This window comes from Bradyrhizobium sp. CCBAU 45394 (assembly GCF_028128655.1).
Lineage (GTDB): Bacteria > Pseudomonadota > Alphaproteobacteria > Rhizobiales > Xanthobacteraceae > Bradyrhizobium > Bradyrhizobium diazoefficiens.
Map to the genome: position 1 here is coordinate 332070 of NZ_LBIX01000173.1, position 25313 is coordinate 357382.

The 25313-nt window shown below is 64.3% G+C and carries 22 protein-coding genes; 13 read left to right on the top strand and 9 right to left on the bottom strand.

Annotation, left to right across the window (positions count from 1 at the left end; genetic code table 11):
• Positions 1–304: 304 nt before the first annotated feature.
• Positions 305–754 (bottom strand): SRPBCC family protein, encoded by a 450-nt coding sequence (locus tag WN73_RS32950; RefSeq protein ID WP_028175650.1) that lies wholly within the window; start codon positions 752–754, stop codon positions 305–307.
• A gap of 593 nt (positions 755–1347) precedes the next feature.
• On the opposite strand from WN73_RS32950, the gene WN73_RS32955 reads away from it, so the two are divergent.
• The 4 genes from WN73_RS32955 (at position 1348) to WN73_RS32970 (ending at position 6520) form a co-directional block, all read left to right on the top strand.
• Positions 1348–1833, top strand: a complete 486-nt coding sequence (locus WN73_RS32955) for a (2Fe-2S)-binding protein (RefSeq protein WP_028175651.1) — start codon at positions 1348–1350, stop codon at positions 1831–1833.
• Between the two features lie 84 nt (positions 1834–1917).
• Positions 1918–4260: a xanthine dehydrogenase family protein molybdopterin-binding subunit gene (locus WN73_RS32960; RefSeq protein WP_011083168.1), complete on the top strand. Its 2343-nt coding sequence runs from the start codon at positions 1918–1920 to the stop codon at positions 4258–4260.
• A gap of 139 nt (positions 4261–4399) precedes the next feature.
• On the top strand, positions 4400–5200 hold the full coding sequence (locus WN73_RS32965; protein WP_028175653.1) for an FAD binding domain-containing protein: 801 nt from the start codon (positions 4400–4402) through the stop codon (positions 5198–5200).
• Positions 5201–5407: 207 nt separating this feature from the next.
• Positions 5408–6520, top strand: a complete 1113-nt coding sequence (locus tag WN73_RS32970; RefSeq protein ID WP_028175654.1) for a CaiB/BaiF CoA transferase family protein — start codon at positions 5408–5410, stop codon at positions 6518–6520.
• 243 nt (positions 6521–6763) lie between these two features.
• On the opposite strand, the gene hppD is transcribed toward WN73_RS32970, so the two are convergent.
• Entirely contained in the window at positions 6764–7882 is a 1119-nt protein-coding gene (hppD, locus tag WN73_RS32975; protein WP_028175655.1) for a 4-hydroxyphenylpyruvate dioxygenase, read from the bottom strand.
• Between the two features lie 121 nt (positions 7883–8003).
• On the opposite strand from hppD, the gene WN73_RS32980 reads away from it, so the two are divergent.
• Together WN73_RS32980 and WN73_RS32985 are read left to right on the top strand one after the other, a co-directional pair.
• The gene (locus WN73_RS32980; protein ID WP_028175656.1) at positions 8004–8483 is read left to right on the top strand and encodes an Lrp/AsnC family transcriptional regulator; all 480 of its coding nucleotides are present in this window, start codon (positions 8004–8006) and stop codon (positions 8481–8483) included.
• Positions 8484–8554: 71 nt separating this feature from the next.
• Positions 8555–8866 (top strand): DUF1272 domain-containing protein, encoded by a 312-nt coding sequence (locus WN73_RS32985; RefSeq protein ID WP_011083173.1) that lies wholly within the window; start codon positions 8555–8557, stop codon positions 8864–8866.
• Between the two features lie 96 nt (positions 8867–8962).
• Here the strand turns inward: WN73_RS32985 and fahA are convergent, their stop codons facing one another.
• The 5 genes from fahA to WN73_RS33010 form a co-directional block, all read right to left on the bottom strand.
• Positions 8963–10237, bottom strand: coding sequence for a fumarylacetoacetase (fahA, locus tag WN73_RS32990; RefSeq protein WP_271556300.1), 1275 nt, complete (start codon positions 10235–10237; stop codon positions 8963–8965).
• A gap of 141 nt (positions 10238–10378) precedes the next feature.
• Positions 10379–11725, bottom strand: a complete 1347-nt coding sequence (gene hmgA, locus WN73_RS32995; RefSeq protein WP_028175658.1) for a homogentisate 1,2-dioxygenase — start codon at positions 11723–11725, stop codon at positions 10379–10381.
• A 2-nt stretch (positions 11726–11727) separates the two neighbouring features.
• Positions 11728–12684, bottom strand: coding sequence for an MBL fold metallo-hydrolase (locus WN73_RS33000; protein ID WP_028175659.1), 957 nt, complete (start codon positions 12682–12684; stop codon positions 11728–11730).
• Positions 12685–12707: 23 nt separating this feature from the next.
• Positions 12708–12932 (bottom strand): DUF2783 domain-containing protein, encoded by a 225-nt coding sequence (locus tag WN73_RS33005; RefSeq protein ID WP_025032749.1) that lies wholly within the window; start codon positions 12930–12932, stop codon positions 12708–12710.
• 8 nt (positions 12933–12940) lie between these two features.
• Positions 12941–14569, bottom strand: a complete 1629-nt coding sequence (locus WN73_RS33010) for an FAD-dependent oxidoreductase (protein ID WP_028175660.1) — start codon at positions 14567–14569, stop codon at positions 12941–12943.
• Between the two features lie 110 nt (positions 14570–14679).
• On the opposite strand from WN73_RS33010, the gene WN73_RS33015 reads away from it, so the two are divergent.
• Positions 14680–15222, top strand: coding sequence for a MarR family winged helix-turn-helix transcriptional regulator (locus WN73_RS33015; protein ID WP_028175661.1), 543 nt, complete (start codon positions 14680–14682; stop codon positions 15220–15222).
• Between the two features lie 216 nt (positions 15223–15438).
• Here the strand turns inward: WN73_RS33015 and WN73_RS33020 are convergent, their stop codons facing one another.
• Positions 15439–15738, bottom strand: a complete 300-nt coding sequence (locus tag WN73_RS33020; RefSeq protein ID WP_028175662.1) for a hypothetical protein — start codon at positions 15736–15738, stop codon at positions 15439–15441.
• A gap of 511 nt (positions 15739–16249) precedes the next feature.
• Here WN73_RS33020 and WN73_RS33025 point away from each other — a divergent pair.
• Both WN73_RS33025 and WN73_RS33030 read left to right on the top strand, forming a co-directional pair.
• A complete protein-coding gene (locus tag WN73_RS33025) occupies positions 16250–16612 on the top strand; it encodes a hypothetical protein (protein WP_060909787.1) in 363 nt (120 codons plus the stop codon).
• Between the two features lie 29 nt (positions 16613–16641).
• A complete protein-coding gene (locus WN73_RS33030; protein ID WP_028175664.1) occupies positions 16642–17103 on the top strand; it encodes a MaoC/PaaZ C-terminal domain-containing protein in 462 nt (153 codons plus the stop codon).
• A gap of 414 nt (positions 17104–17517) precedes the next feature.
• Here the strand turns inward: WN73_RS33030 and WN73_RS33035 are convergent, their stop codons facing one another.
• Positions 17518–18324, bottom strand: a complete 807-nt coding sequence (locus WN73_RS33035; protein ID WP_028175665.1) for an N-acyl homoserine lactonase family protein — start codon at positions 18322–18324, stop codon at positions 17518–17520.
• 406 nt (positions 18325–18730) lie between these two features.
• Between WN73_RS33035 and WN73_RS33040 the strand changes: the two genes are divergently transcribed.
• From WN73_RS33040 to WN73_RS33055, 4 genes are all read left to right on the top strand, one after another.
• Complete coding sequence (locus WN73_RS33040; RefSeq protein WP_028175666.1) at positions 18731–20257, top strand: caspase family protein; 1527 nt, start codon at positions 18731–18733, stop codon at positions 20255–20257.
• 146 nt (positions 20258–20403) lie between these two features.
• The gene (locus WN73_RS33045) at positions 20404–21075 is read left to right on the top strand and encodes an OmpA family protein (protein WP_028175667.1); all 672 of its coding nucleotides are present in this window, start codon (positions 20404–20406) and stop codon (positions 21073–21075) included.
• A 158-nt stretch (positions 21076–21233) separates the two neighbouring features.
• Positions 21234–22163, top strand: coding sequence for an efflux RND transporter periplasmic adaptor subunit (locus WN73_RS33050; RefSeq protein WP_060909784.1), 930 nt, complete (start codon positions 21234–21236; stop codon positions 22161–22163).
• A complete protein-coding gene (locus tag WN73_RS33055; RefSeq protein WP_271556312.1) occupies positions 22163–25312 on the top strand; it encodes an efflux RND transporter permease subunit in 3150 nt (1049 codons plus the stop codon). The genes WN73_RS33050 and WN73_RS33055 overlap by 1 nt, the downstream gene beginning before the upstream one ends.
• Position 25313 lies beyond the last annotated feature (1 nt).

Genomic DNA, 25313 nt, shown 5'->3' on the forward strand with positions numbered 1-25313 from the left:
TCGCCTTGTCGCGCTTAGTATAGGCGGAAGGTAGTAGTGCAAATCATTGGCGGCTTTTGCCGCTCATCTCGTTGTCCGGGCTTGCGTCTTGCCCTTATTTTACAGCTCGAAAAGCGCCATCGGATTTGGGCAGCATCGCGCCGTAATCCGCTTCGTCCGCCCAATCAGCGCAGTAAGTTGGGCAAAGCGAAGCGTGCCCACCTCTTCTCTCGCAATCGTGGATTGGTTAAGTGGTGGGCACGGCGCAAGAGCGCCTTTGCCCACCCTACAAGTTCGCGTCGGGGCGCCGAGGACGACGCGCTGATCACGATGATGGCGCTACCACAGCCGCGAAGCTTTCGAAGAAATTCGCGGCAAGCTTTCGCGACGTCGAATCGATCAGCCGCGAGCCGAGCTGTGCGAGCTTGCCGCCGATCTGCGCGTCGGCCTCGTAGTGCAGGACGGTGACGCCAGGCGATTCTTCTTCCAGCCTGACCTTCGCGCCGCCCTTGGCAAAGCCGGCGACGCCGCCGGCGCCTTCGCCGACGATGCGGTAGCCGTTGGGCGCATCGATATCGGTCAGCGTCACCTTGCCGCTGAACGTCGCCTTCACCGGGCCGACCTTCAGCACCACGGTCGCAATCATCTCCGTCGGCGATGCCATCTCCAGCGATTGGCAGCCGGGAATGCAGCGCCTGAGAATATCGGGATCGTTGAGCGCGGCCCACACATTGGCTTTCGACGCTGGGATACGCTGACTGTCGTTCATCTGCATCGCTTCCACCCCTTTTGACCGTTGCTTGTATGGCACGACTAGGGCGGCGCCCGGCTGCGATCAATCGCCAGGAAGTACTAGGGGTGCTTTTTCTGGCGTCTCATTCACTCAATGCCACTCTGCGGCCCGATGGATTCCGGGCTCCCTCGCTCCGCTCGGGCCCCGGAGTGACGGAATGGACTGTCCGGCGAGGAACGCCAAGGTCAACATCAATGGAATCAATGACTTAACCTGCCGCCGTCTACTACCAAGATCGCGATTACAACGGCGTGGGCGCGTGCTCCTATTCGCAACAACGAACACGACATAAAAGGGAGAAACGACGCGCCAAGGGCGCCGACATCCAGGGCCAGCGCCTCGCGCCGGCGGCTGAACCCAGCCGCCATCGACGAAGCGGAGATCGTTTTCGAAAGCTCCCTGCAAGGTCGCGCCACGCACTGGCGGCGGCACGGAACATCGTGGCCGAATCGCGCACCTGCGACAACCGCCACGATGACCTTTCCATGACGCGCAGTCCCCAAAATCCCAGTTGCAAAGTTCCGTTCGCGCTGTCTCTAATTGGAATAACTACAAACATTCGGGAGGACTTCACCGTGTCTACAGTCAAACTGACAGTGAACGGCAAGGCCGTTGCTGTCGACGTCGAGGATCGCACGCTGCTGGTCCATCTCCTGCGCGATCACCTCAACCTCACTGGCACCCATGTCGGCTGCGACACCAGCCAGTGCGGTGCCTGCGTCGTGCACATGGACGGCCGCGCCGTGAAATCCTGCACCATGCTGGCGGGACAGGCCGACGGCGCCAGCGTCACCACCATCGAAGGCATCGCCAAGGGCGACGAGCTGCATCCGATGCAGGCCGCCTTCCGCGACAATCACGGCCTGCAGTGCGGCTATTGCACGCCGGGCATGATCATGTCGGCGATCGACATCGTGCACCGCCATGGTGGCGAGCTCGACGAGGCCACCGTCCGCCAGGAGCTCGAAGGCAATATCTGCCGCTGCACCGGCTACCACAACATCGTCAAGGCCGTGCTGGATGCAGCCGGACGCATGAAGGTTGCGCAGGCGGCCGAGTAAGGCCGCCCGCCTCGAACAAAGACCACCACTTGCTGCTTTCGATGGAAAGCGCAGTCAAAATAATTCCGGTCGGGAGGACCAGACATGGGTGTTGAAGGCATCGGCGCGCGAGTCGTGCGCAAGGAAGACAAGCGTTTCATTACCGGCAAGGGCCGCTACGTCGACGACATCAAATTGGTGGGCATGACCCATGCCCATTTCATCAGAAGCCCGCACGCGCACGCCAAGGTCAAGAAGATCGACTCTTCCGCCGCGCTGAAGATGCCGGGCGTGGTCGCGGTGCTCACGGGGCAGCAGATCGTCGACGACAAGGTCGGCAACCTGATTTGCGGCTGGGCCATCACCTCCAAGGACGGCAGCCCGATGAAGATGGGCGCATGGCCGGCGATGGCGCCGGAGACGGTGCGCTTCGTCGGTCAGGCCGTCGCGGTCGTGATCGCCGACAGCAAGAATCTGGCGCGCGACGCGGCGGAAGCGGTCGTCGTCGATTACGAGGAACTTCCCGCGGTCGCCGACGTCCACGCCGCGATCAAGGCCGGCGCACCGCAGCTTCATCCCGAGGCTCCCGGCAACCAGGTTTATGACTGGGTGATCGGCGACGAGGGCGCCACGGATGCGGCCTTCGCCAAGGCCGCCAATGTCGTGAAGCTCGACGTCACCAACAACCGCCTCGCGCCGAACGCGATGGAGCCGCGCGCGGCGATCGCCGATTACGACGCCGCGGAGGAGCATTTCACGCTCTACACGACGTCGCAGAACCCGCACGTCGCCCGCCTCGTGCTGTCGGCGTTCTACAACATCGCGCCCGAACACAAGCTGCGGGTGATCGCGCCCGACGTCGGCGGCGGCTTCGGCTCCAAGATCTTCATCTATCCGGAGGAGATGGTGGCGCTGTGGGCCTCGAAGAAGGTCGGCCGTCCCGTGAAATGGACCGGCGACCGCACCGAGGCCTTCCTCACCGACGCGCATGGCCGCGACCATGTGACCCATGCCGAGATGGCGTTCGACGCCAGCAACAAGATCACCGGCCTCAAGGTGAAGACCTACGCCAATTTCGGCGCCTACATGTCGCTGTTCTCCTCGTCGGTACCGACCTATCTCTACGCGACGCTGCTGTCGGGCCAGTACAACATCCCGGCGATCCATGCCGAGGTGATCGGGGTCTACACCAACACCACGCCGGTCGACGCCTATCGTGGCGCGGGCCGGCCCGAGGCGAGCTATTTGATCGAACGGCTGATGGAGACGGCGGCGCGGCAGTTGAAGGTCGATCCGGCCGCGCTGCGCCGGACCAACTTCATCACCCAGTTCCCGCACCAGACGCCCGTGATCATGGCCTATGACACCGGCGACTTTAACGCTTCGCTCGACGCCGCGATGAAGGCGATCGACTATGCCGGCTTCGCCGCGCGCAAGGCCAAGGCCAAGGCGGACGGCAAGCTGCGCGGCATCGGCGTGTCCTGCTACATCGAGGCCTGCGGCATCGCACCGTCGAAGGCCGTCGGCAGCCTGGGGGCGGGCGTCGGCCTTTGGGAATCCGCCGAGGTGCGCGTCAACCCGGTCGGCACCATCGAGATCCTCACGGGCTCGCACAGCCACGGCCAGGGTCACGAGACGACGTTCTGCCAACTCGTGGCGGAGCGCCTGGGGGTTCCCATCAGCCAGGTCTCGATCGTTCATGGCGACACCGACAAGGTGCAGTTCGGCATGGGCACCTACGGCTCGCGCTCGGCGGCCGTCGGCCTCACCGCGATCCTGAAGGCCATGGAGAAGATGGAGTCCAAGGCCAAGAAGATCGCCGCGCACGCATTGGAAGCGTCGGAAGCCGACATCGTCATCGAGAACGGCGAGTTCAAGGTGACGGGCACCGACAAGGCGATCGCCTTCCCGATGGTCGCGCTCGCAGCCTACACCGCGCACAATCTGCCTGACGGAATGGAGCCGGGCCTGAAGGAGAGCGCCTTCTACGATCCGACCAACTTCACCTTCCCGGCCGGTACCTATATCTGCGAGCTCGAGGTCGATCCCGGCACCGGCAAGACCTCCTTCGTCAACTTCGTCGCGGCCGACGATTTCGGCCGGCTGATCAACCCGATGATCGTCGAGGGCCAGGTCCATGGTGGCCTGGTTCAAGGCATCGGACAGGCGCTGCTCGAGCACGCGATCTACGACGCCAACGGCCAGCCGGTCACGGCCTCGTTCATGGACTATGCCATGCCGCGCGCCGACGATGTGCCCTCGTTCAACCTCTCCCACACCACGACGCTGTGCCCGGGCAATCCGCTCGGCATCAAGGGTTGCGGTGAGGCCGGCGCGATCGGGGCGTCAGCGGCCGTGATCAACGCGATCACGGATGCGATCGGCAAGAACAATCTGGAAATGCCCGCAACCCCTGACCGGGTGTGGCGCACGATCCACGCGGCTTAACCGCCTCATCATCGTCATTCCGGGGCGACGCGAAGCGTCGAACCCGGAATCTGGAGCCACGAATTCAACCTCGAGATTCCGGGTCTGCGCCTGCGGCGCATCCCGGAATGACAGAGAAAAGATTTCAGGAGCAACCAAGATGTACCAGACAACCTATCATCGCGCCTCCTCGGTCGACGAAGCCGCCAGCCTGTTCGGCAAGAGCAGCGAGGCGAAATTCCTGTCCGGCGGCCAGACGCTGCTGCCGGTGATGAAGCAGCGCCTCGCCAGCCCGTCCGACGTGATCGACCTCGGCAAGATCAAGGACATGATCGGCATCGAGGGCGCCGGCGACACGCTGACCATCAAGGCCGCCACGCCGCATTACGACGTGGCGACCAGCGATGCCGCGAAGAAGGCGATCCCCGCGCTCGCCTATCTCGCGTCGCTGATCGGCGACCCCGCCGTGCGCTACCGCGGCACGATCGGCGGCTCGCTCGCCAACAACGACCCTGCCGCGGATTATCCGGCCGCGACGCTGGCGCTCGGTGCCACCGTGAAGACCAACAAGCGTTCGATCTCGGCGGAGGATTTCTTCAAGGGCCTGTTTACGACGGCGCTCGAGGACGGCGAGATCATCACCGCCGTGTCGTTCCCGGTTCCGGGGAAAGCGGGCTACGCGAAATTCCCGCATCCGGCCTCGCGCTTTGCGCTGACCGGCGTGTTCGTCGCGCAGACGAAGTCGGGCGATGTCCGCGTTGCCGCCACGGGCGCCTCGCAGAGCGGCGTGGTGCGCATTCCCGCCATCGAAGCCGCGCTCAAGGCCAACTGGTCGCCGTCGGCGATCGACAGCGTGACTATTTCGGCGAGCGGACTTCTGTCCGACATCCACGGCACGTCGGAGTATCGTGCGAACCTCATCAAGGTGATGGCGCAGCGTGCGGTGGCCGCCGCAGGCTGACGATCCCGCTCTAGCGACTGAACACAAATTTTCCGCGGCGCGCAGAAATGCGCGCCGCTTTTATTATGCGCCCATGCATGAAAACCGCTTGCCTCGCTGGCGGGAAGGCGAGAAAAGTTAATCAGCCGATTAACTCGCCCCCAAGAGCAACGTCGGAGGCGTTTGCCGGATCACCGGCACTTGCCTGCGACCCGAGGAAACAACAACGTGCTCGACAAATCAGCCCCCACCTCGTCCGTCCGCGCCTCCGGCCCGCTCTCGGGCTTCCGCATCGTCGAATTCGCCGGCATCGGGCCCGGCCCGTTCGCCTGCATGATGCTGGCCGACATGGGCGCCGACGTCGTCACGCTCGACCGGGTCGGCGCCAAGAAGAGCATGAAGTCGGTGGCGGGCCGCGGCCGCAAGGTGATCGAGCTTGACCTCAAGGACAAGGCGGCGATCGCACAGGTGCTCGACCTGCTTGCGAGCGCCGATGCGCTGGTCGAAGGTTTTCGTCCCGGCGTGATGGAGCGGCTCGGACTGGGCCCCGACGTGGTGCTCGCGCGCAACCCAAAGCTCGTCTACGGCCGCATGACCGGCTGGGGCCAGGAAGGCCCGCTCGCGAATGCCGCCGGCCACGACATCAACTACATCTCCATCACCGGCGCGCTCGCCGCGATCGGCCCGAAGGAGGCGCCGGTGCCGCCGCTCAACCTGGTCGGCGATTTCGGCGGCGGTGCACTCTATCTCGTCGTCGGCGTGCTCGCGGCCCTGCTCGAAGCATCGAGGTCCGGCAAGGGCCAGGTGGTCGATGCCGCGATGTGCGACGGCGCCGCATCGCTGATGTCGTTCTTCTTCGACATGACCACGATCGGCCGCTGGACCGAAGGGCGCAACCAGAACTTCCTCGACGGCGGCGCGCATTTCTACGGGGTCTACGAATGCGCCTGCGGCCATTTCGTCTCGATCGGCTCGATCGAGCCGCAGTTCTACGCGCTGCTGCGCGAGCACGCGGGCCTCTCCGACGCCGATTTCGACGCGCAGATGGACCGCAAGGCCTGGCCGGCGCTGAAGGAAAAGCTGAAAGCCGTGTTCAAGAGCAAGACGCGCGAGGACTGGCGCAAGATCATGGAAGGCACCGACATCTGCTTCGCGCCGGTGCTGACCATGTCGGAGGCCACGCAACATCCGCACATGGTCGCCCGACAGGTGTTCGTCGAGCGCCACGGCGTGAAACAACCTGCGCCCGCACCAAGGTTCTCACGGACGCCATCAGCGGTGCGCGAGCCGGAGGGCGCGGAGATCGCGGCGGTGACGAAGGCGTGGCAGGCGGCGAAATAATCTCCGCCGTCGCAACACGCTCCGCTGTCGTCCCGGACAAGCGCAGCTCTCGACAACGCGTAGCGTTGCCTAGAGCGGAGCGCTGATCCGGGATCCATAACCACAGGCCGTTGTGGTTACGGGACTCGGAGTTACCGCTTTCGCGCCGCAACTCCTCCCTGTGGCATGGGTCCCGGATCTGCGCTTGCGCTTGTCCGGGACGACACCTGTTATGAGGCGGCAAATGCAGGCAATAGCGACGAGCTACGCCGCGTCATCCACCTTCAGCACCCCGCGCCGGATCTGGTCCTCCTCGATCGATTCGAACAGGGCCTTGAAGTTGCCCTCGCCAAAGCCGTCATCGCCCTTGCGCTGGATGAACTCGAAGAAGATCGGGCCGATCGCGTTGGCCGAGAAGATCTGGAGCAGCACCTTGGTCTGGCCGCCGTCGACCACGCCTTCGCCGTCGATCAGGATGCCGTTCTTCTGAAGCCGTGCGATGTCCTCGCCATGCTTCGGCAGGCGCGCGTCGATCCGCTCGAAATAGGTCTCGGGCGGCGAGGGCATGAAGGGCAGGCCGGCCTCGCGCAGGCCTTCGATGGTGTGGTGGATGTCGCGGCAGCCGCAGGCGATGTGCTGGATGCCTTCGCCGCGATAGATCTTCAGATATTCCTCGATCTGGCCGGAATCGCCGGCGTCCTCGTTGATCGGGATCCGGATCTTGCCGTCGGGGCTGGTCAGCGCGCGCGAGAACAGGCCGGAGGCGCGCCCCTCGATGTCGAAGAAGCGGATCTGGCGGAAGTTGAACAGCCTTTCGTAGAAGCCGGTCCAGACATCCATCCGGCCGCGATGAACGTTGTGGGTGAGGTGGTCGAGATAGAACAGGCCGGCACCGACCGGCTTGGGATCGCGCGCGCCCAGCCACTCGTACTCGGAATCATAGGCCGAGCCCTTAGCGCCGTAGCGATCGACGAAATAGAGCAGGCTGCCGCCGATGCCCTTGATCGCGGGCACGTCGAGCGCCTTCTGCGCGGATGACACGTTGGCGGGCTCGGCGCCGAGCGCAATCGCGCGGTCGTAGGCCGCCTTCGCATCGACGACGCGAAACGCCATCGACGGCGCACAGGGACCGTGCGCGGCGACGAAATCGTGGCCGTGGGTGCCGGGCTCCTCGTTGACGAGATAGTTGATGTCGCCCTGGCGATAGACCGTGATGGCCTTGGTCTTGTGGCGCGCGACGGGCACATAGCCCATCAGCTTGAACAGCGCGTGCAGCTGTTCCGGATTGGGATGCGCATATTCGACGCACTCGAAGCCGTCGGTGCCCATCGGATTGTCGGCGCTGATCGTGGCCGGCGGTGCATCGTGCGGAAACGGACCCATGCTGCTCTCCCAAATGGCTGCTGGCAGGAACTATCCTTCATGGGACGCGCAAGGGGCGTGCAAACGGGACGACATTTGACTATCATATGCACGATCCGTGCATCAAATGGACAAAACCCGCATGATTTCAGTGGACGCCTTCGACCTCAGGATTCTCGGCGCGCTCCAGGACGACGGCCGCCTCACGAACCAGGAGCTTGCGGAGCTCGCAGGTCTCTCGGCCTCGCAATGCTCGCGGCGGCGGATGCGGCTGGAGGAGGAGAAGGTGATCGCGGGCTATCACGCCGATCTCTCCAGCGAGGCGCTCGGCTTCGGCGTGATCGCCTTCATCCAGGTAGGGCTCGCGACCCACTCGCCGGACAATTCCAAGCGCTTCCGCGCGCTGGTGAACCGCATCGACGAGATCCAGGAGGCCTACTCGCTGACGGGCGATGCCGATTACGTGCTCAAAGCCGTGCTGCGCGACCTGAAGGGCCTCTCCAACCTCGTCAACGACGTGTTGATGCCGCACCAGAGCGTGGCGCATGTGCGTTCCTCGATCGTGCTGGACCGGCTGAAGGAGAGCACGCGGCTGCCGCTGAGGGATTTGAAGGCTGGCTGAAATCGAGGGAACTACGGCATTCGCGCTGCGCGCGCGGTCTGCGATGATCCGGCCGATCCGGAGATTCGACCATGGCCCTCCAGCTTCGACCGAACTGCGAATATTGCGACCGCGACCTGCCGCCTGACGCAACGGATGCGCGGATCTGCTCCTATGAATGCACATTCTGTGCGGACTGCGTCGAGACCAAGCTCTCCAACGTCTGCCCGAACTGCGGCGGCGGCTTTGCGCCGCGCCCGATTCGCCCCACGCAGGAATGGCGGCCGGGCGTGTGCACGACCAGGCAGGCGCCGTCGGACAAGCGGGTGCATCTGAAATACAGCGTGGAGGATGTCGCGGCACATTGCGCGCGGATACGCGACGTGCCGCCGGAGAGGCGTTGAATTTCTAACTCGTCGTTCCGGGGCGCGCGAAGCGCGAACCCGGAACCTCGAGATTCCGGGTTCGATGCTTCGCATCGCCCCGGAATGACGACCATCTCACTCCGCCGGCAAAATCGTCCCCTCGACCTCGCCGAAGCCGACGCGATAGCCGGCGCCGCCCTGGCACCAGCCGCGCATGATGAGGCTGTCGCCGTCCTCCAGGAACGAGCGCTTGATGCCGCCGGGGAGTTCGACCGGCTCGGTGCCGTTCCAGCTGATCTCGAGCAGGCTGCCGCGCTGGTTCTTCTCCGGGCCGGAGATGGTGCCGCTCCCTAAGAGATCTCCGACATTCATGGCGCAGCCAGAGGAGGCGTGGTGCATGAGCTGCTGCACCGAGGACCAGTACATGTACTTGAAATTGGTGCGGCTGATGCTGGTGGGCGCGTTGGCGCCGCCGGGCCGCAGCGAGACGTCGAGCTCGATGCTGTAATTCTGCGGCTTGGCCTGCTTGAGATAGTCGAGCGGCACCGGCTCCTGCTCCGGCCCCTTCAGCCGGAACGGCTCCAGCGCCTCGCGCGTCACCACCCACGGGCTGATCGAGGTCGCAAACGCCTTTGCCAGGAACGGACCGAGCGGCACGTACTCCCACTGCTGGATGTCGCGTGCGCTCCAGTCGTTGAGCAGCACGAAACCGAAGATCATCTCTTCGGCCTGCTGCTCGGTGAGCATGCCGCCCATGGCTGAGGGCTGGCCGACCACGACGCCCATCTCCAGCTCGAAATCGAGCCGCTTGCAGGGACCAAAGCTCGGCACGTCGACATTGGGCGGCTTCAATTGCCCGCGCGGGCGCTTCACGTTGGTGCCGGAGACCACAACGGTGGATGCGCGGCCATTGTAGGCGATCGGCATATGCAGCCAGTTCGGCTGCAGCGCATTGTCCTTGCCGCGGAACATCACGCCGACATTGGTGGCGTGCTCCCTGGACGAATAGAAATCGGTGTAGCCGGAGACCGCGAACGGCATGTGCAGCTTGGCGTCGCGCATCGGCACCAGGGCCTGCTTGCGCAGCTCCTCATTGTCGCGCAGCTCCGGATGGTCCGCGCGCAAGAGCTCGCTGATCCGCGCCCGCGTCCTTGCCCAGACCTTCGGCCCCAGCGCCATGAACGGATTGAGCGAGGCGCCCGAGAACACGCCGAGCGCGCCGACATCGAGACGCGAGTCCTGCTCGAGCTCCCAGAGATCGAGCACGTAATTGCCGATCGCGACGCCGACGCGCGGCGTCGGGTTGGCCGCGGTCGAGAACACGCCATAGGGCAGGTTCTGGATCGGGAAGTCGGAGGCCGGATCGACGTCGATGAAGGAGCGGAGGCTGGGATCGTTGGGGTGGGGCATTGGTTTCCTGCCGGATGTTCTGAGACGGTTTCTCCGCCGTCATTCCGGGGCGCGCGGAGCGCGAGCCCGGAATCCATAACCACGATCGTGAGTATGGATTCCGGGCCTGCGCCTCTGGCGCATCCCGGAATGACGAAGTCACTACGGCCTGTTCGGATCGAACCGCTTCTCCAGGCCCTTCCAGCAATCGGCGTAATCGTCCTGGAGCGTGGACGCGTTCGCGGCATGCGCGGTGACGCGCTGCGGGTAGCGGGTCTCGAACATGAAGGCCATGGTGCCGGTCAGCTTCACCGGCTTCAATTCGCCGTTGCTGGCGTGCTCGAAGGCATCACGATCCGGGCCGTGCGGCAGCATGCAATTGTGCAGGCTCATGCCGCCGGGGACGAAGCCCTGCGGCTTGGCGTCGTAGACGCCGTAGATCAGGCCCATGAACTCGCTCATGATGTTCATGTGGTACCAGGGCGGCCGGAAGGTGTTGTCGGCGACCATCCAGCGCTCCGGGAAGATCACGAAATCGATGTTCGCGGTGCCCGCGGTCTCCGACGGCGAGGTCAGCACCGTGAAGATCGACGGATCGGGATGGTCGAAGCCGATCGCGCCGACCGGAGAGAAGGTGCGCAGATCGTATTTATAGGGCGCGTAATTGCCGTGCCAGGCGACGACGTCGATCGGCGAATGCGGCAAGGTGGTCTTGAACAGCGACCCGCCCCATTTCACGAACAACTCGGTCGGCGTGTCCTTGTCCTCGTAGTTCGCGACCGGCGTCAGGAAGTCGCGCGCATTGGCGAGGCAGTTGGCGCCGATCGGCCCGCGCTCCGGCAGCGTGAAGGCGCCGCCGTAGTTCTCGCAGAGATAGCCGCGCGCCGGCCCGTTCGGAATCTCGACGCGGAATTTTACGCCGCGCGGGATCACCACGATCTCGCCGGGCTCGGCGTCGATGCGGCCGAACTCGGTGACGAGGCGCAGGTTCCCCTGCTGGAGCACGAACATCAGCTCGCCGTCGGCATTGTAGAAATGCTGGTCCACCATCGACTTGGTGATGAGATAGACATGCGCGGCCATGCCGGCCTGCGTATTGACGTCGCCGGCGGTCGTCATGGTCTGCACGCCCTGAACGAAGGTGACCTCCTCCTTCGGCACCGGCGTCGGGTCCCAGCGCATCTGAGCGATAGGCAGATCGTATTCATGGCACGGCGCCGAGCGCCACAGGCCGGCATCGGCCTTCTCGAAGCGCCCCGAATGCTTCACCGAGGGACGGATGCGGTAGAGCCAGGAGCGCTCATTGCTGCCGCGCGGCGCGGTGAAGGGCGAGCCCGAGAGCTGCTCGGCATAGAGCCCGTAGGCGCAGCGCTGCGGCGAGTTGCGCCCGATCGGCAGCGCGCCCGGCAGCGCCTCCGTCTCAAAGCTGTTGCCGAAGCCGGACATGTAGCCCGGCGTGACCTGGGCCGAGCTGCGGATGATCTGATCGGGCGAGGTATTGATGTTCATGACTATCCTCCTCCTTGCAAGGCGGTCCACATCTCCTGATCGCGCTTGTCGGTCCAGATCACGGGGTCGTCGATCCCCGACGCTTCGTCATAGGCGCGCGACACGTTGAACGGCAGGCAGTGCTCGTAGATGGCGAAGCTCGAAAACTTCGGATCCATCACCTCGCGCGTCGCTGCCATCGATTCCTTCAGCGAGCGTCCTTTGGCGACCGAGATTTCGGCGGCGCCATAGAGCGAGGTGACGAAGTCCCGCGTCATCGCGATGGCCTCGCGCACGGTGGCTGTGCCCTTCAGCGCATCGCCGCGGCCCGGCGCGATCGCCTTGGGATTGAAGTTGCGGATCTCGTTCAGCGTCAGCGGCCATTCGCGCAAATGCGCGTCACCGCAATAGCAGGCCGAGTGGTATTCGATGAGATCGCCGGAGAACATCACTTCCGCATCCGGCACCCAGGCGACGATGTCGCCGGAGGTGTGGCCCGCGCCGAGCTGCATCAGCCGCACTTCACGCTTGCCGAGATAGATCGACATCTCGCCTTCGAAGGTCAGCGTCGGCCAGGTCAGGCCGGGAATGCTTTGCGCATCCTGGAACAGGCGCGGGAAGCGGCCGTATTCGGAATCCCAATCCTGCTTGCCGCGCTCCTCGATGAGACGATAGGTCTCCTGCGAGGCAACGATACCTTGCGCCTTGTAGGCGGAGGCCCCCAGCACGCGCACGGCGTGATAGTGCGACAGCACGACATATTTGATCGGCTTGTCGGTGACGGCGCGGACGCGCTCGATCACCTTGTTCGCCATCGCGGGCGTTGCCTGCGCGTCGAACACGAGGCAACCGTCGTCGCCGACGATCACGGCCGTGTTCGGATCGCCCTCCGCGGTGAAAGCATAGAGATCGGCGCCGATCTCGGAGAAGGTGATCTTCTTCTCGGCGAGATCGCCGGTGGACGCGAAGTTCTTCGCCATCAATTCATCCTTAGGTCACAGGGTTATTGCTGTTGCTGTTGCTGCTGCTGGCCGTCGATCATGCGGCGCTTGGCGAGCCCGATCGCTTCCCGCAGCACATCGATGTCGCCGATATGGTTGGCGAGGATCAGCACCAATGCCGCATCGAAATCGGCGCTCTGCTCCTCCGTGAGGCCGCGATGCGCCTCGACGATGGCGCGAAAGGCGTCGTCCGGGCGTGCGAAGTTGGAACTGGTGGACAGCGGCATACCAAACCTCAATTCAAGCCTTCGGCGCGCGACAGCGCCGCAGCAATGGTCTCGCGCGTCGGATGACGGAACCGCGCAGCAACGTAACCATCGGGCCTGAGCAGATAGGCAGCACCCGCGTCGGCGTCGTAGCGCCTTGCGACGAGGCCCGAGGGATCGGCAAGGCCGCCCTCGCCGCCGATGCGGATATCCTTCACGCCTTCGGGCACGCCGAGCTGCGTGCCATTGCTGAACGACAGCAAGGTGAAGTCTGTTCCGCCCTTGCGGAATGCATCCGTCAGATAGATCTGCTCGCCCGCGCTTGTGGCAACCGGCGCATCCAACATGGAACAGCCGGGCCGCGGGCCAGCGCCCCACATATCCGCATCGGGCGACGACAGCGACGTATCATAGCTGCACGGCACCGAGAGCCGCCCACCATTGACCATGCGCTTGCCGAATTCGGTCTCCTTAGCGAGCGACAGCACCGCCTTGCGCAGCCGCGCCTCCTGGTGCGAGTTCGGCGCCATGAAATCGGTCGAGCGGGTGGATTCGCGGATGTTCTCGTCGGCCGCCATGCTGCGCTCGGCGTGGTAGCTCTCCAGCAGGCTCGCGGGCGAGGTGCCGCGCAGGACGCGGTCGAGCTTCCAGGACAGGTTTTCCGCGTCCTCGAGTCCCGAATTGGCGCCGCGCGCACCGAAGGGCGAGACCTGATGCGCGGAGTCGCCGGCGAAGATCACGCGGCCATGGATGAAGCGGTCCATGCGCCGACACTGGAATTTGTAGAGCGAGATCCACTCGAACTCGAACTTGTCGTGGCCCAGCATGCGCGCAATCCGCGGCCGCACGTTTTCCGGCTTCTTCTCGACGACGGGATCGGCGTAGCGATTGAGCTGGAGGTCGATGCGCCAGACATCGTCGGGCTGCCGGTGCAGCAGCGCCGAGCGTCCCGCATGGAACGGCGGATCGAACCAGAACCAGCGCTCGGTCGGGAATTCCGCCGTCATCTTGACGTCGGCGATCAGGAACTGGTCCTCGAACACCTGGCCGGCGAACTCGGCGCCAACCATCTGCCGCAGCGACGACCGCGCGCCGTCGCAGGCGACGACATATTGCGCGTGCAGGCGGTAGGCGCCCTCCGGCGTCTCGATCGTCAGCGCGACGGAATCGTTGCGCTGCTCCAGCGCCGTCACCTTGTTGCGCCAGCGCAGGTCGATCGCAGGCAGATCGCTGATGCGATCGACCAGATAGGCCTCGGCGTAATATTGCTGGAGATTGATGAAGGCCGGCCGCTTGTGACCGTCTTCCGGCAGCAGGTTGAACTGGTAGAGCTGGGACTCGCCATGGAAGATGCGACCGACGCTCCACACCACGCCCTTCCCGACCATGCGGTCGCCGACGCCAAGCCGGTCCCAGTACTCCAGCGAGCGCTTCGAGAAGCAGATCGCGCGCGAGCCTTCGCCGATGCGGTCGGCATCATCCAGAAGGACGACGCTCTGGCCGCGCTGCGCGAGGTCGATCGCGAGCGAGAGCCCGACCGGGCCCGCGCCGACAACCACAACCGGATGCTCGGCCGGGCTTTGCCCGGGACGGTCCTGATCGGGGTGGCGGCGATAGCCGAATTGGGTCTTGGTCTGATGCACATTGACCTGCGCCATGCGCTAACCTCGGCTCTGGTCAGGAGAGGGCTGATCTGCTAGATAGTCTCACGTGCAACTATTTTGGACCGGAGCCGGCCGGCCGTCAACTGGAATTCGGAGCGCAAGCCTTGGCGAGGACATCCAGCGATGCGGCACTGAAGAGACAAGAGGCGGGCGAGGCGTCGCCGCGGCAAAAAACGCGGCTCGATCTGTTCAAGTTCGTGCCGTTCCGCCTCAACCGGCTTGCCGCGGAGGTGAGTTCCGCGCTCGCGGTCGAATATCAGGAGCGTCACGGCCTCGACATTCCGGCCTGGCGCGTGATCGCGACGCTCGGTTTCCGCAACGATGCCTGTAGCGCGCAGTACATCTCGCAATGCACCCGCACGCACAAATCGACCATCAGCCGCGCCGTCACCATGCTGTTGCATGAGGGACTAATCGAGCGCGTCGAGAACGAAGCCGACCGCCGCGAATTCCGCCTGCAACTGACCAAGAAAGGCCGCGCGCTCTACGAAGAGCTGTTCCCGCAATTGCTGCGGCGTGAGGACGAGATCCTCGCCTGCCTCTCGGCGCAGGAGCGCAAGCAGCTCTCGGCTCTGCTCGGCAAGATCGAGCAGAGTCTCGACCTGATCCAGACCAGCGAAGAGGCGGATGCCAAGCAGGCGTATTAGGGTGCGGAATAGACGCTCCAGCATGTAGTTGCTGAGCCGTCTTTGTCGCGACTTTCCGCTCGGCCGACGGCGGCCCGATGCCGAAGCGACGACGCGGTCAAGACAACTGCGCTTGGCGGCGTCGGCACATTGCGGCCGGTCAGGACCGCCGCGCGGCCGATGCGGCTCACAGAACCTCAATACTCTAACGCTACGCCCGCAACTCTCAGCGGAGCCTCAGAGATCGATGCCGACCGCGATGTTACGGCCCTTCAATTCGGCAAAGGTTAGTGTGTGCGCGTACAGCTTTGTGAATGCTTCATCCTTTGCCAATGCCTCCTGTACCTTTCCGTACACTTCCCAACTGGAATAGCGCGTAGCGATAAGAAACTCCCCAGCCCACATACCAGTGTGAAATCGGGAAAGTCGAAGAAATTCAGCGCCGTGCTTTTCGAAGATTGCCTTCGCCTGCTTGGCGGTCTTGATCAATTCCTCAGGTTTGTCGCTCTTGAAGCGCGTAAATTGTACAATAGCCATGACCTAGTCCCTCCATTGACCCTCCCATGGGTAAGTCTAGGAGTGGCCGCGGAGGTTCACAGGAAGCCCCTATGATGCGAGGTCCGGGTGTTGGGCAAAAACGCCGGTCGAGAGCCGTGCGGCCAAAGACCGGTCTAGGGGTGCAGCGAACCCATGCGGCTTCCCGAACCTCTTCGCGTCGGGCCACAAGGAGCTGTCTCCGCATTTCAGAGAGACGCGCACGACAAAATTCGCGGTACAGAAAATCGAATATCGAGGGCATGGTCAAACCCCCTTGTTTGATCTTCGCTATGCACGTCCCACTTGCACTAGCTCTTGGTGTGCAACAGGCGAACTAGAACACACGAGGCTACCAAACTTTGTCGGATACTTCGCGACGTTCGGCCTCACCCCAATTTGTGAACCTCCCTTAGCCGAAAGATACCTACTCACAAGCGGTTACAGTTCGCCCGGAGGCACCATGGGGCGGCACTGCACAGCGTTGATCAAACGCGGGATTTCGCAAATCGCCATGAGCGCGGCTATCGCGATGGTGATGTCGCCGGCGCCGGCGCCGGGGCGCGATCTCGACGGACGCTACAGGAATTCACCACTTCTCGAATGGTTTGAGAGTTTGGCAAGCGGCAAAGGCCTCTGCTGTTCGCACGCCGACGGTCATGCCGTCGAAGACGTAGACTGGGAAGCCAGAGACGGCCACTACCGTGTGCGACTGCCGAAAACCGCCGACTCCAAAGTGATGATCTGGGTCGATGTGCCTGACGATGCCATCATCACCGTACCGAACAAAGTCGGACGCACCATGGTCTGGCCGATCTACAACGACCTCTATCCGGAGATATCGATCCGGTGCTTCTTGCCAGGGAGCATGACCTAGATTGGCGGGCGCTTGTAAAGGATTGACCGATGACCAGCGGCTATTTTGAAGACACCGAGATTGGCGATAGCCGCAAGGCCGGCCCCTATTTTGTCTCCAAGGACGAAATTATTCAGTTCGCCAAGCAATATGACGCACGGCCCTTCCACATCGATGAGGAAGCTGCTGCGCGCTCAGTTTTTGCGGGACTGACGGCATCCGGTGCCCACACGTTCGCGATCTTCATCTCGCTAACGAGCAAACTACAGCCTCCGCTCCGTGTCCTTGCCGGGCTCGGCTGGGATGAGGTGAGGCTGCCGAACGCGGTACGCCCCGGAGACCACCTTGATCTTGAATCGATCGTTCTGGAGAAGCGCGAGTCGAGGTCGAGCTCCGATAGGGGAATCCTTCGCAACCAAATCCACTTGCGCAACCAAAGACGCGAGACGGTGCTACAGTGCATCGGCAATGTTCTCGTTGCGAGGCGACCGGATGCGAAAGCATCGATGTAAGCCATTCAATAAGCTGCCGTCGGTTGGTTTCGCTCTGATGTCTCTTGTGCGTCACAAGGCGACATTCCGGATTCGGAGCTGGGTGTCCGCTTTACCCTAGAAAGCAAACATCCCGGATTTACGAAGTACACGCCCCTGCATTCCTGACGACTAGTTGACCCTCATGGTGAGGAGGCGCGCAAGCGCGCCGTCCAAAACTCAATCGTCGTCCCGGACAAGCAGTGCTCTAGACAACGCGAAGCGTTGTCTAGAGCGAAGCGCAGATCCGGGATCCATAACCACAGGGAGATCTTTGGCGAAGACTCGGAGTTGCCAGCTCGCGCGGCGACTCCTCCCTGGGGTTATGGGTCCCGGATCTACGCGCGCTTTTGGCGCGCTTGTCCGGGACGACGAGCGTGGGGCAGGTCTCAACCGCTATTTCGCAAACGACCGCGACGGCGGCAAATGCAGCGCCCAGGCGTCGACCTTGTCGCTGGCGCGCGGATAGATCTCCGTCACGATCGGATCGTGGCCGGGAATGAACCTGTCGGGGTGGCCGGCGAGACGCTCGATCGTCTCCCAGCCCTGTGCCATGTCGCCGACATTGTAGACGATCGGAAACGGGCTGCGGCGCTGCAGGTTGGCGTAGTAATGCGCGGCGTCGGACGCCAGCACCACCGGCCCGCGCGCGGTCTCGACCTTGACCACCTGCAAGCCGTCCGAATGGCCGCCGACACGGTGCACGGTGATTCCGGGCGCGACCTCGCCGTCGCCCGAATAGAAATTGACGCGCTCGCCATAGACATGGCGCACCATCTGCGTGACGTGCTCGACCGAGAACGGATGTCGCAGCAGTCCGTTGCACATGCAGCGGCCGGTCGCGTAGGCCATCTCGCGCTCCTGGAGATGGAAGCGCGCGTTCGGGAAGCGGTCGAGATTGCCGGCATGGTCGTAATGCAGATGCGTCACGATGATGTCGCGAATCGCCGACGCCTTGACGCCAAAGCGCTCCAGCGCATCGACCGGATTGAGCGTCAGCTTGCGCGCACGTAGCCCCGCCTCCTCGGCATTGAAGCCGGTATCGACCAGGATGTCGCGGCCGCCGCCGCGGATCAGCCAGACGAAGTAGTCGAGGTCCTGCGCCGCGCTGTCATGCGGATCCGGCGCCAGGAAGTTCATGCTGGGAGTGCGCGGCGACATGGTCGCATAGCGCAGTGCGTAGATTTCGTAGGCGTTTCCCATGATTTTTCTTTTGGTTTTGCTTCTTGTGTGGACCTTCGGGGAGGTACGAGCGCACCAAGCCATTGTCCGCCGGAAAGGTCAAACGCCACGCGTGATGCGCGGAGGCCCGTTCCAATGTGAGACCAATCACATTTTCGGCGCCAAGATTCCCCTAAAAAAGACTCCCTAACAGGGGTGCCCCGAGATGGGCGCTGCAATGCCCAACCGGATCGCGTCGAGCACGACCATGATGGCCCGTTTATTCCCCTCGCGGCGCGCCCCTGCGTTGCGGTCAATCGTCGCGATAATGCCGAATCTCCAAGCGGTTGACGCCCCCTCTCCCCGGTTTGATAATGCACATTGCGTAAGTTAAGGTCGCCGCGGCGCAAGCTGGGAACGGCGCCCTTTTGGCTGGACCGCGCTGATTATGAAAATTCGCTTCCTTTTCCTTCTTGCCTTGCTCGTTTCGCTCATCCCGACCGCACCGTCGCTTGCGGCCGGCGACCGTTATGCGCTGGTCATCGGCAACGCCAAATATCCGGATGCAGACGCCCCGCTGAAGGAGCCGCTCAACGACGCACGTGACGTCGCCGACGAGCTCAAGCGCGACGGCTTTTCGGTCGAGATCGGCGAGAACCTGACCGGCGACGGCATGCGCCGCGCCTTCGACAAGCTCTACGGCAAGATCAAGCCGGGCTCGGTGGCGCTGGTGTTCTTCAGCGGTTTCGGCATCCAGTCGGCGCGCCAGAGCTACATGCTGCCGATCGACGCGCAAATCTGGACCGAATCCGACGTACGCCGCGACGGTTTCAGCCTGGAAGCCGTCCTCGGCGAGCTCAACACCCGCGGCGCCGGCGTCAAGATCGCGCTGATCGATGCCTCCAGGCGCAACCCGTTCGAGCGCCGGTTCCGCAGCTTCTCGGCCGGCCTGACCCCGGTCATCGCGCCGAACGGCACGCTGGTGATGTATTCGGCGGCGCTGGCCTCGGTGGTGTCGGACGCCGGCGGCGAGCACAGCCTGTTCGTCCAGGAACTGCTGAAGGAAATCCGCGTCCCCGACCTGATGGCCGAGGAGACGCTGAACCGCACCAAGATGGGCGTCACCCGCGCCTCGCGCGGCGAGCAGGTGCCGTGGATATCCTCTTCATTGGCCGAAGATTTCTCGTTCATTCCGGGAGCCGGCGGATCGCGTCCGACAATGGCGCCGCCGCCCGCGCCCCCCGCGCCGCCACCCGTCGTCGCCAATAACCCGCCGCCGGCACCACCGGCGCCGCCATCACCGCCTCCGCCGCCGAAGCCGGCCGACACGGCAGCCGCACCGGCGCCCGCGCCCGTCCCGGCCCCATCACCGAAGCCCCAGGTCGAGGCCGCCTTACCCCCGCCGCCGCCGCCGGTGAAACCGGCCGACCCCGCTACCGTGCCGAACGCGGACGCCGGGCCTAGCGCGGCCGCCCTCGCGGAGGACCCCACCATCAAGGGCCTGACGGCCAAGATCGCGGCCAATCCTGATGACGTGAACGCGCTGTACCGGCGCGGCCAGGTCTATGCCAGCAAGGGCGCCTACAACCTCGCCATCAAGGATTTTGACGACACGCTCCGGATCAACTCGAAGGACGTCGAGGCGCTGAACAACCGCTGCTGGACCCGCACGGTGGTCGGCGATCTCCAGGGCGCGCTGAAAGACTGCAACGAAGCGCTGCGGCTGCGGCCGAACTTCGTCGATGCGCTGGACAGCCGGGGGCTCGTCAATCTGAAATCGGGAGCGGTGAAGAACGCGATCGCCGATTTCGATGCGGCCCTGAGGATCAATCCCCGCCTCACCTCCTCGCTGTACGGACGTGGCATTGCGAAGCAGCGCAACGGCTCCGCCCAGGAAGGGGCTCTGGACATTGCCAATGCCAAGGCGATGGATCCGAACATCGTTCAGGAATTCGCAAGCTACGGAGTACGCTAGTATTTTTTTGAATTGAGGCGACCGACGCCTCGAACCTCGGCGGCCCAGGCAAGACTAATGGACGGATGCCGCAGGCGGCCTTTCCCGGGGGGCCTATTGCAGGAATTTTGGAACCACGCAGCTCGGCTGCGCAGGAGGGACTGGCAATGAGATCGGCTGCAAAAGGACTTACCGCAATCCTGTCCATCATGGCCATTGGCGCCGCGCTGTCGCTGCCGGCCTCCCCCGCATTCGCCGGCGACGACGGCAACAGCAAGAACGTCACCGAGGACGAGATCGTCCGCGCGCTGGCGCCGCCGCAGAAGAAGCCGCTGACCCGCGGCCTCTCGATCGCGCCGCAGGCCGATCCCGCGCCGAGCGCGTCGGAGACCAAGCTGATCCAGTCCGTGCGCGGCCGCTCGACGCGCTCGCTGTCGTCGACCGAGCGCGAGGAAATCGCGTCGGTCGCCAAGGACAAGCCGAACATCGATCTCGAGATCACCTTCGACTACAACTCCGCCAACATCAGCACCAAGTCGCTGGCTTCGGTGCAGGCGCTCGGTCGCGCGCTGACCAGCCCCGACCTGAAGGGCTCGACCTTCGTGGTCGCCGGCCACACCGACGCCGCCGGTGGCGAGAGCTACAACCAGGACCTCTCTGAACGCCGCGCGGATGCGATCAAGCGCTACCTCGTCGAGAAGTACAGCATCTCCGCGACCGACCTCGTCACCGTCGGTTACGGCAAGAGCAAGCTGAAGGACCCGAGCCAGCCGATGGCCGAGGTCAACCGCCGCGTGCAGGTCGTCAACATGGAAAACAAGACCACCGCATCGAAGTGAGCACGACGCAATCCGTTGAAGTGACCGTGCGTGATGTGGTGTAAAGTCTCGCTTCCAAAGCGCGTCCCGCAGCCTTGCGGGACGCCGCTTTGTTTCAGGGAAACGCTCTCAGCAGGCCTCGTGCGGATGGCCGTGAGCCAGGCCAGGACAATCCGGCGATGAACGTCTCCGACTATCTCAAGCCTGCCGGAACCGTGGCGTTCATCGTCGCGCTCGGCATCGGCTATTATCTGTTCGAGCATCGGCGTCGCCCCGAGGCGAAGGAAACGCCGGGCGAGGCGCTCGTCATCGTGACGAAGTCGACCAATGCCTGCTTCTCCGACCTCGTCCGGGTGACCGGCTTTTTCGTGCCGCGCCGCGAGGCCGTGGTCGTCGCCGACCAGGAAGGCTCCCGGGTCACCGACCTCTTTGTCACCGAAGGCACCATGGTCACCGACAACCAGGAGCTGGCGCGCCTGACGGCGCCGCCGCAGATCCCGGGCCAGCCGCAGCGACCCGGCGCGCAAGGCCCGATCTCGCTGAAGGCGCCGGCGCCGGGCCTCGTCACCGAAGTTCGCACCATCGTCGGCGCGCCGGCCTCGCCGCAGGCCGGCCCGATGTTCCGCATCGCCGTCAACAACGAGATCGAGCTCGACGCCCAGGTCCCGGCCGTGCACATGCCCAAGCTCAGCGCCGGCGCGACCGTGCGCATCAGCCGCGACGACGCGCCCGATCTGATCGGCCGGGTGCGGCTGGTTGCGCCCGAAATCGACCGCGCCACCCAGCTCGGCCGCGTCCGCATCAGCGTCACCAACAATCCCTCGCTGAAGGTCGGCGTGTTCGCCCGCGCCTCGATCGACGCCAAGCGAAGCTGCGGCGTCGCGGTGCCCAAGACCGCGATCGACCATCTCACCGTGCAGGTCGTCAAGGGCAACACGATCGAGACGCGCAAGGTGCGGGTCGGGCTGTCGTCCGACACCGCGACGGAAATCCTGGAAGGGCTCGACGTCGGCGAAATCGTCGTGGCCGACGCCGGCTCTTCACTGCATGACGGCGACCAGATCAAGACCATGTTCGCCGATGAACTCGATCGCACGCGGGTACGCTGATGGCTCTCAATATCTCGGCATGGTCGATCCGGAATCCGCTGCCGTCGGTCGTCTTTTCGATCATCCTGCTGATCCTCGGCTGGACCTCCTTCGCCAAGCTCGCGGTGACGCGGCTGCCCTCTGCCGACATTCCCGTGATCTCGGTCGCGGTGTCGCAGTTCGGTGCTGCGCCCGCCGAGCTCGAATCCCAGGTCACCAAGACCATTGAAGACGCGGTCTCCGGCGTCGAGGGCGTGCGACACATCACCTCCTCGATCACCGACGGCCTGTCGCTGACCACCATCCAGTTCGCACTCGAGACCAATACCGACCGCGCGCTCAACGACGTCAAGGACGCAGTGACGCGGGTGCGCTCCAACCTGCCGCAGAACGTCACCGAGCCCTTGATCCAGCGCGTCGACGTCATCGGCCTGCCGATCGTGACCTATGCCGCGATCTCGCCCGGCAAGACGCCTGAGCAGCTCTCCTATTTTGTCGACGACGTGGTCAAGCGCGCGCTCCAGGGCGTGCGCGGCGTCGCCCAGGTCGAGCGCATCGGCGGTGTCGAGCGCGAGATCCTGGTCTCGCTCGATCCCGACCGCCTGCAGGCGATGGGCCTGACCGCCGTCAACGTCAGCCAGAGCCTGCGCGGCACCAATGTCGACGTCGCCGGCGGCCGCGCCGAGATCGGCAAGAACGACCAGGCGATCCGCACCCTGGCCGGCGCCAAGACGCTGAGCGACCTCGCCGGCACCATGGTCCCACTGTTCGGCGGCGGCGAGGTCCGGCTCGACGATCTCGGCACCGTCACCGACACCATCGCCGACCGCCGCACCTTCGCCCGCTTCAACGGCGAGCCGGTGGTCGCGCTCGGCATCAAGCGCTCCAAGGGCGCCAGCGACGTGAAGGTCGCCGACGCCGTGCAGAAGCGCATCGACGCGCTCAAGGCCGCCTATCCCGACGTCGACCTCAAGCTGATCGACACCTCGGTCGAATACACCAACGGCAATTACGAAGCGGCGATCTCGACCCTGTTCGAGGGCGCCATCCTCGCCGTCGTCATCGTGCTATTGTTCCTGCGCGATCTGCGCGCCACCATCATCGCCGCGATCTCGCTGCCGCTGTCGATCTTCCCAGCATTCTGGGCGATGGACCTCCTCGGCTTCTCGCTCAACCTCGTCAGCTTCCTCGCCATCACGCTGTCGACAGGTATTCTTGTCGACGACGCCATCGTCGAGATCGAGAACATCGTGCGGCACATGAACATGGGCAAATCGCCCTATCGCGCCGCGCTGGAAGCCGCCGACGAGATCGGCCTCGCGGTGATCGCGATCTCGCTCACCATCATCGCGATCTTCGCCCCCGCGAGCTTCATGTCGGGCATCGCCGGACAGTTCTTCAAGCAGTTCGGCATCACCGTCTCGGTGCAGGTGTTCTTCTCGCTGCTAGCGGCGCGCTTCGTCACGCCGGTGCTGGCCGCCTACTTCCTCAAGCATGGCCATCACGAGGAGCCGCCGCCCGGGCGCGTGCTGCGGTCCTATCACCGGATCGTGGCCTGGTCGGTGAAGCACTATTTCATCACGGTGCTGATCGGCTTCGGCATCTTCGCCGCCTCGATCTGGAGCATCACGCTGCTGCCGCAGGGCTTCCTGCCGGCGCAGGACAGCGCGCGCTCGCTGCTTGCCCTCGAGCTGCCGCCGGGCACCCAGCTCGCCTACACCGAAAAGGTCACCGAGGACATCGTCGCGCGGCTGCGCAAGCGGCCCGAAGTGAAGAGCATCTTCGTGGACGGCGGGCGCGTCCCACCCGGCACCCAGGAAGTCCGGCGCGCCGCCCTGATCATCAACTACACGCCCAAGGGCGATCGCGACATCACCCAGCGCGAGCTGGAATTCTCGATCAGCCAGGAGCTGGAGAACATTCCCGACATCCGCTTCTGGTTCCTCGACGAGAACGGCCTGCGCGCGATCTCGCTGGTCGTGACCGGCGTCGACGCCAACATCGTCAACAACGTCGCCAGCGAGCTCGCGACGCAGATGAAGCGGATCCCGACCATCTCCAACGTGATCTCGGAAACCACGCTGGAGCGGCCCGAGCTGCGCATCGAGCCGCGCGCCGATCTCGCCGCACGCCTCGGTGTCTCCACGGAAAGCCTGTCGCAGACCATCCGCGTCGCCACCATCGGCGACGTCGGGCCTGCGCTTGCCAAATTCGACGTCGGCGACCGCCTGGTGCCGATCCGGGTGCAGCTCGAGGACGCCGCGCGCGGCAACCTCAAGACGCTCGAACAATTGCGCGTGCCGCTCGGTGAGCACGGCGAGAAGGGCGGCGTGCCGCTCTCGGTCATCGCCGACGTCAAGCTCGACCAGGGTCCGACCAGCATCAACCGTTACGATCGGGACCGCCAGGCCACCGTTGCCGCCGACCTCGTCGGCTCCGCGGCGCTCGGCGATGCCACCAAGAAGATCAACGAGCTGCCGGTGATGAAGAGCCTGCCGAAGGGCGTGAAGGTCTCACCGTCCGGCGACGCTGAAAGCCTGAACGAGCTGTCCGACGGTTTCGCCACCGCGATCACCGCGGGCCTGATGATGGTCTATGCCGTGCTGGTGCTGCTGTTCGGCACCTTCCTGCAGCCGATCACCATCCTGTTCTCGCTGCCGCTGTCGATCGGCGGCGCCATCGCGGCCCTGCTCGTCACCGGCAAGCAGCTCACCACGCCGGTATGGATCGGCATCCTGATGCTGATGGGCATCGTCACCAAGAACGCGATCATGCTGGTGGAGTTCGCCATCGAGGCGATCCGCGACGGCAAGCCGCGCGACGAGGCCATGATCGACGCCGGCATGAAGCGCGCCCGCCCGATCGTGATGACAACGATCGCGATGGCCGCCGGCATGATGCCGAGCGCGCTCGCGGTCGGCGCCGGCGGTGAGTTCCGCTCGCCGATGGCGCTCGCGGTGATCGGCGGCCTGATCTTCTCGACCATCCTGTCGCTGGTGTTCGTGCCCGCGATGTTCATGGTGATGGACGATCTCGGCGCCCTGATCTGGCGCTTCGGCAAGCGGCTGATCGTGCACAGCGAGGATACCGAGGCCCCCGGTCATCACGAAGCTTCGCCGGCACAGCCGAAGCCGGCACCGAAGAGCATCGTGCATCCGGCGGCGGAGTAAG

Bases quoted from the DNA above. Each gene is read 5' to 3' on its own strand.
- WN73_RS32950 (WP_028175650.1), bottom strand. From the start codon at position 754: ATGCAGATGAACGACAGTCAGCGTATCCCAGCGTCGAAAGCCAATGTG.
- WN73_RS32960 (WP_011083168.1), top strand. From the start codon at position 1,918: ATGGGTGTTGAAGGCATCGGCGCGCGAGTCGTGCGCAAGGAAGACAAG.
- WN73_RS32965 (WP_028175653.1), top strand. From the start codon at position 4,400: ATGTACCAGACAACCTATCATCGCGCCTCCTCGGTCGACGAAGCCGCC.
- hppD (WP_028175655.1), bottom strand. From the start codon at position 7,882: ATGGGTCCGTTTCCGCACGATGCACCGCCGGCCACGATCAGCGCCGAC.
- WN73_RS32980 (WP_028175656.1), top strand. From the start codon at position 8,004: ATGATTTCAGTGGACGCCTTCGACCTCAGGATTCTCGGCGCGCTCCAG.
- WN73_RS32985 (WP_011083173.1), top strand. From the start codon at position 8,555: ATGGCCCTCCAGCTTCGACCGAACTGCGAATATTGCGACCGCGACCTG.
- fahA (WP_271556300.1), bottom strand. From the start codon at position 10,237: ATGCCCCACCCCAACGATCCCAGCCTCCGCTCCTTCATCGACGTCGAT.
- hmgA (WP_028175658.1), bottom strand. From the start codon at position 11,725: ATGAACATCAATACCTCGCCCGATCAGATCATCCGCAGCTCGGCCCAG.
- WN73_RS33000 (WP_028175659.1), bottom strand. From the start codon at position 12,684: ATGGCGAAGAACTTCGCGTCCACCGGCGATCTCGCCGAGAAGAAGATC.
- WN73_RS33005 (WP_025032749.1), bottom strand. From the start codon at position 12,932: ATGCCGCTGTCCACCAGTTCCAACTTCGCACGCCCGGACGACGCCTTT.
- WN73_RS33010 (WP_028175660.1), bottom strand. From the start codon at position 14,569: ATGGCGCAGGTCAATGTGCATCAGACCAAGACCCAATTCGGCTATCGC.
- WN73_RS33020 (WP_028175662.1), bottom strand. From the start codon at position 15,738: ATGGCTATTGTACAATTTACGCGCTTCAAGAGCGACAAACCTGAGGAA.
- WN73_RS33025 (WP_060909787.1), top strand. From the start codon at position 16,250: ATGAGCGCGGCTATCGCGATGGTGATGTCGCCGGCGCCGGCGCCGGGG.
- WN73_RS33030 (WP_028175664.1), top strand. From the start codon at position 16,642: ATGACCAGCGGCTATTTTGAAGACACCGAGATTGGCGATAGCCGCAAG.
- WN73_RS33035 (WP_028175665.1), bottom strand. From the start codon at position 18,324: ATGGGAAACGCCTACGAAATCTACGCACTGCGCTATGCGACCATGTCG.
- WN73_RS33040 (WP_028175666.1), top strand. From the start codon at position 18,731: ATGAAAATTCGCTTCCTTTTCCTTCTTGCCTTGCTCGTTTCGCTCATC.
- WN73_RS33045 (WP_028175667.1), top strand. From the start codon at position 20,404: ATGAGATCGGCTGCAAAAGGACTTACCGCAATCCTGTCCATCATGGCC.
- WN73_RS33050 (WP_060909784.1), top strand. From the start codon at position 21,234: ATGAACGTCTCCGACTATCTCAAGCCTGCCGGAACCGTGGCGTTCATC.
- WN73_RS33055 (WP_271556312.1), top strand. From the start codon at position 22,163: ATGGCTCTCAATATCTCGGCATGGTCGATCCGGAATCCGCTGCCGTCG.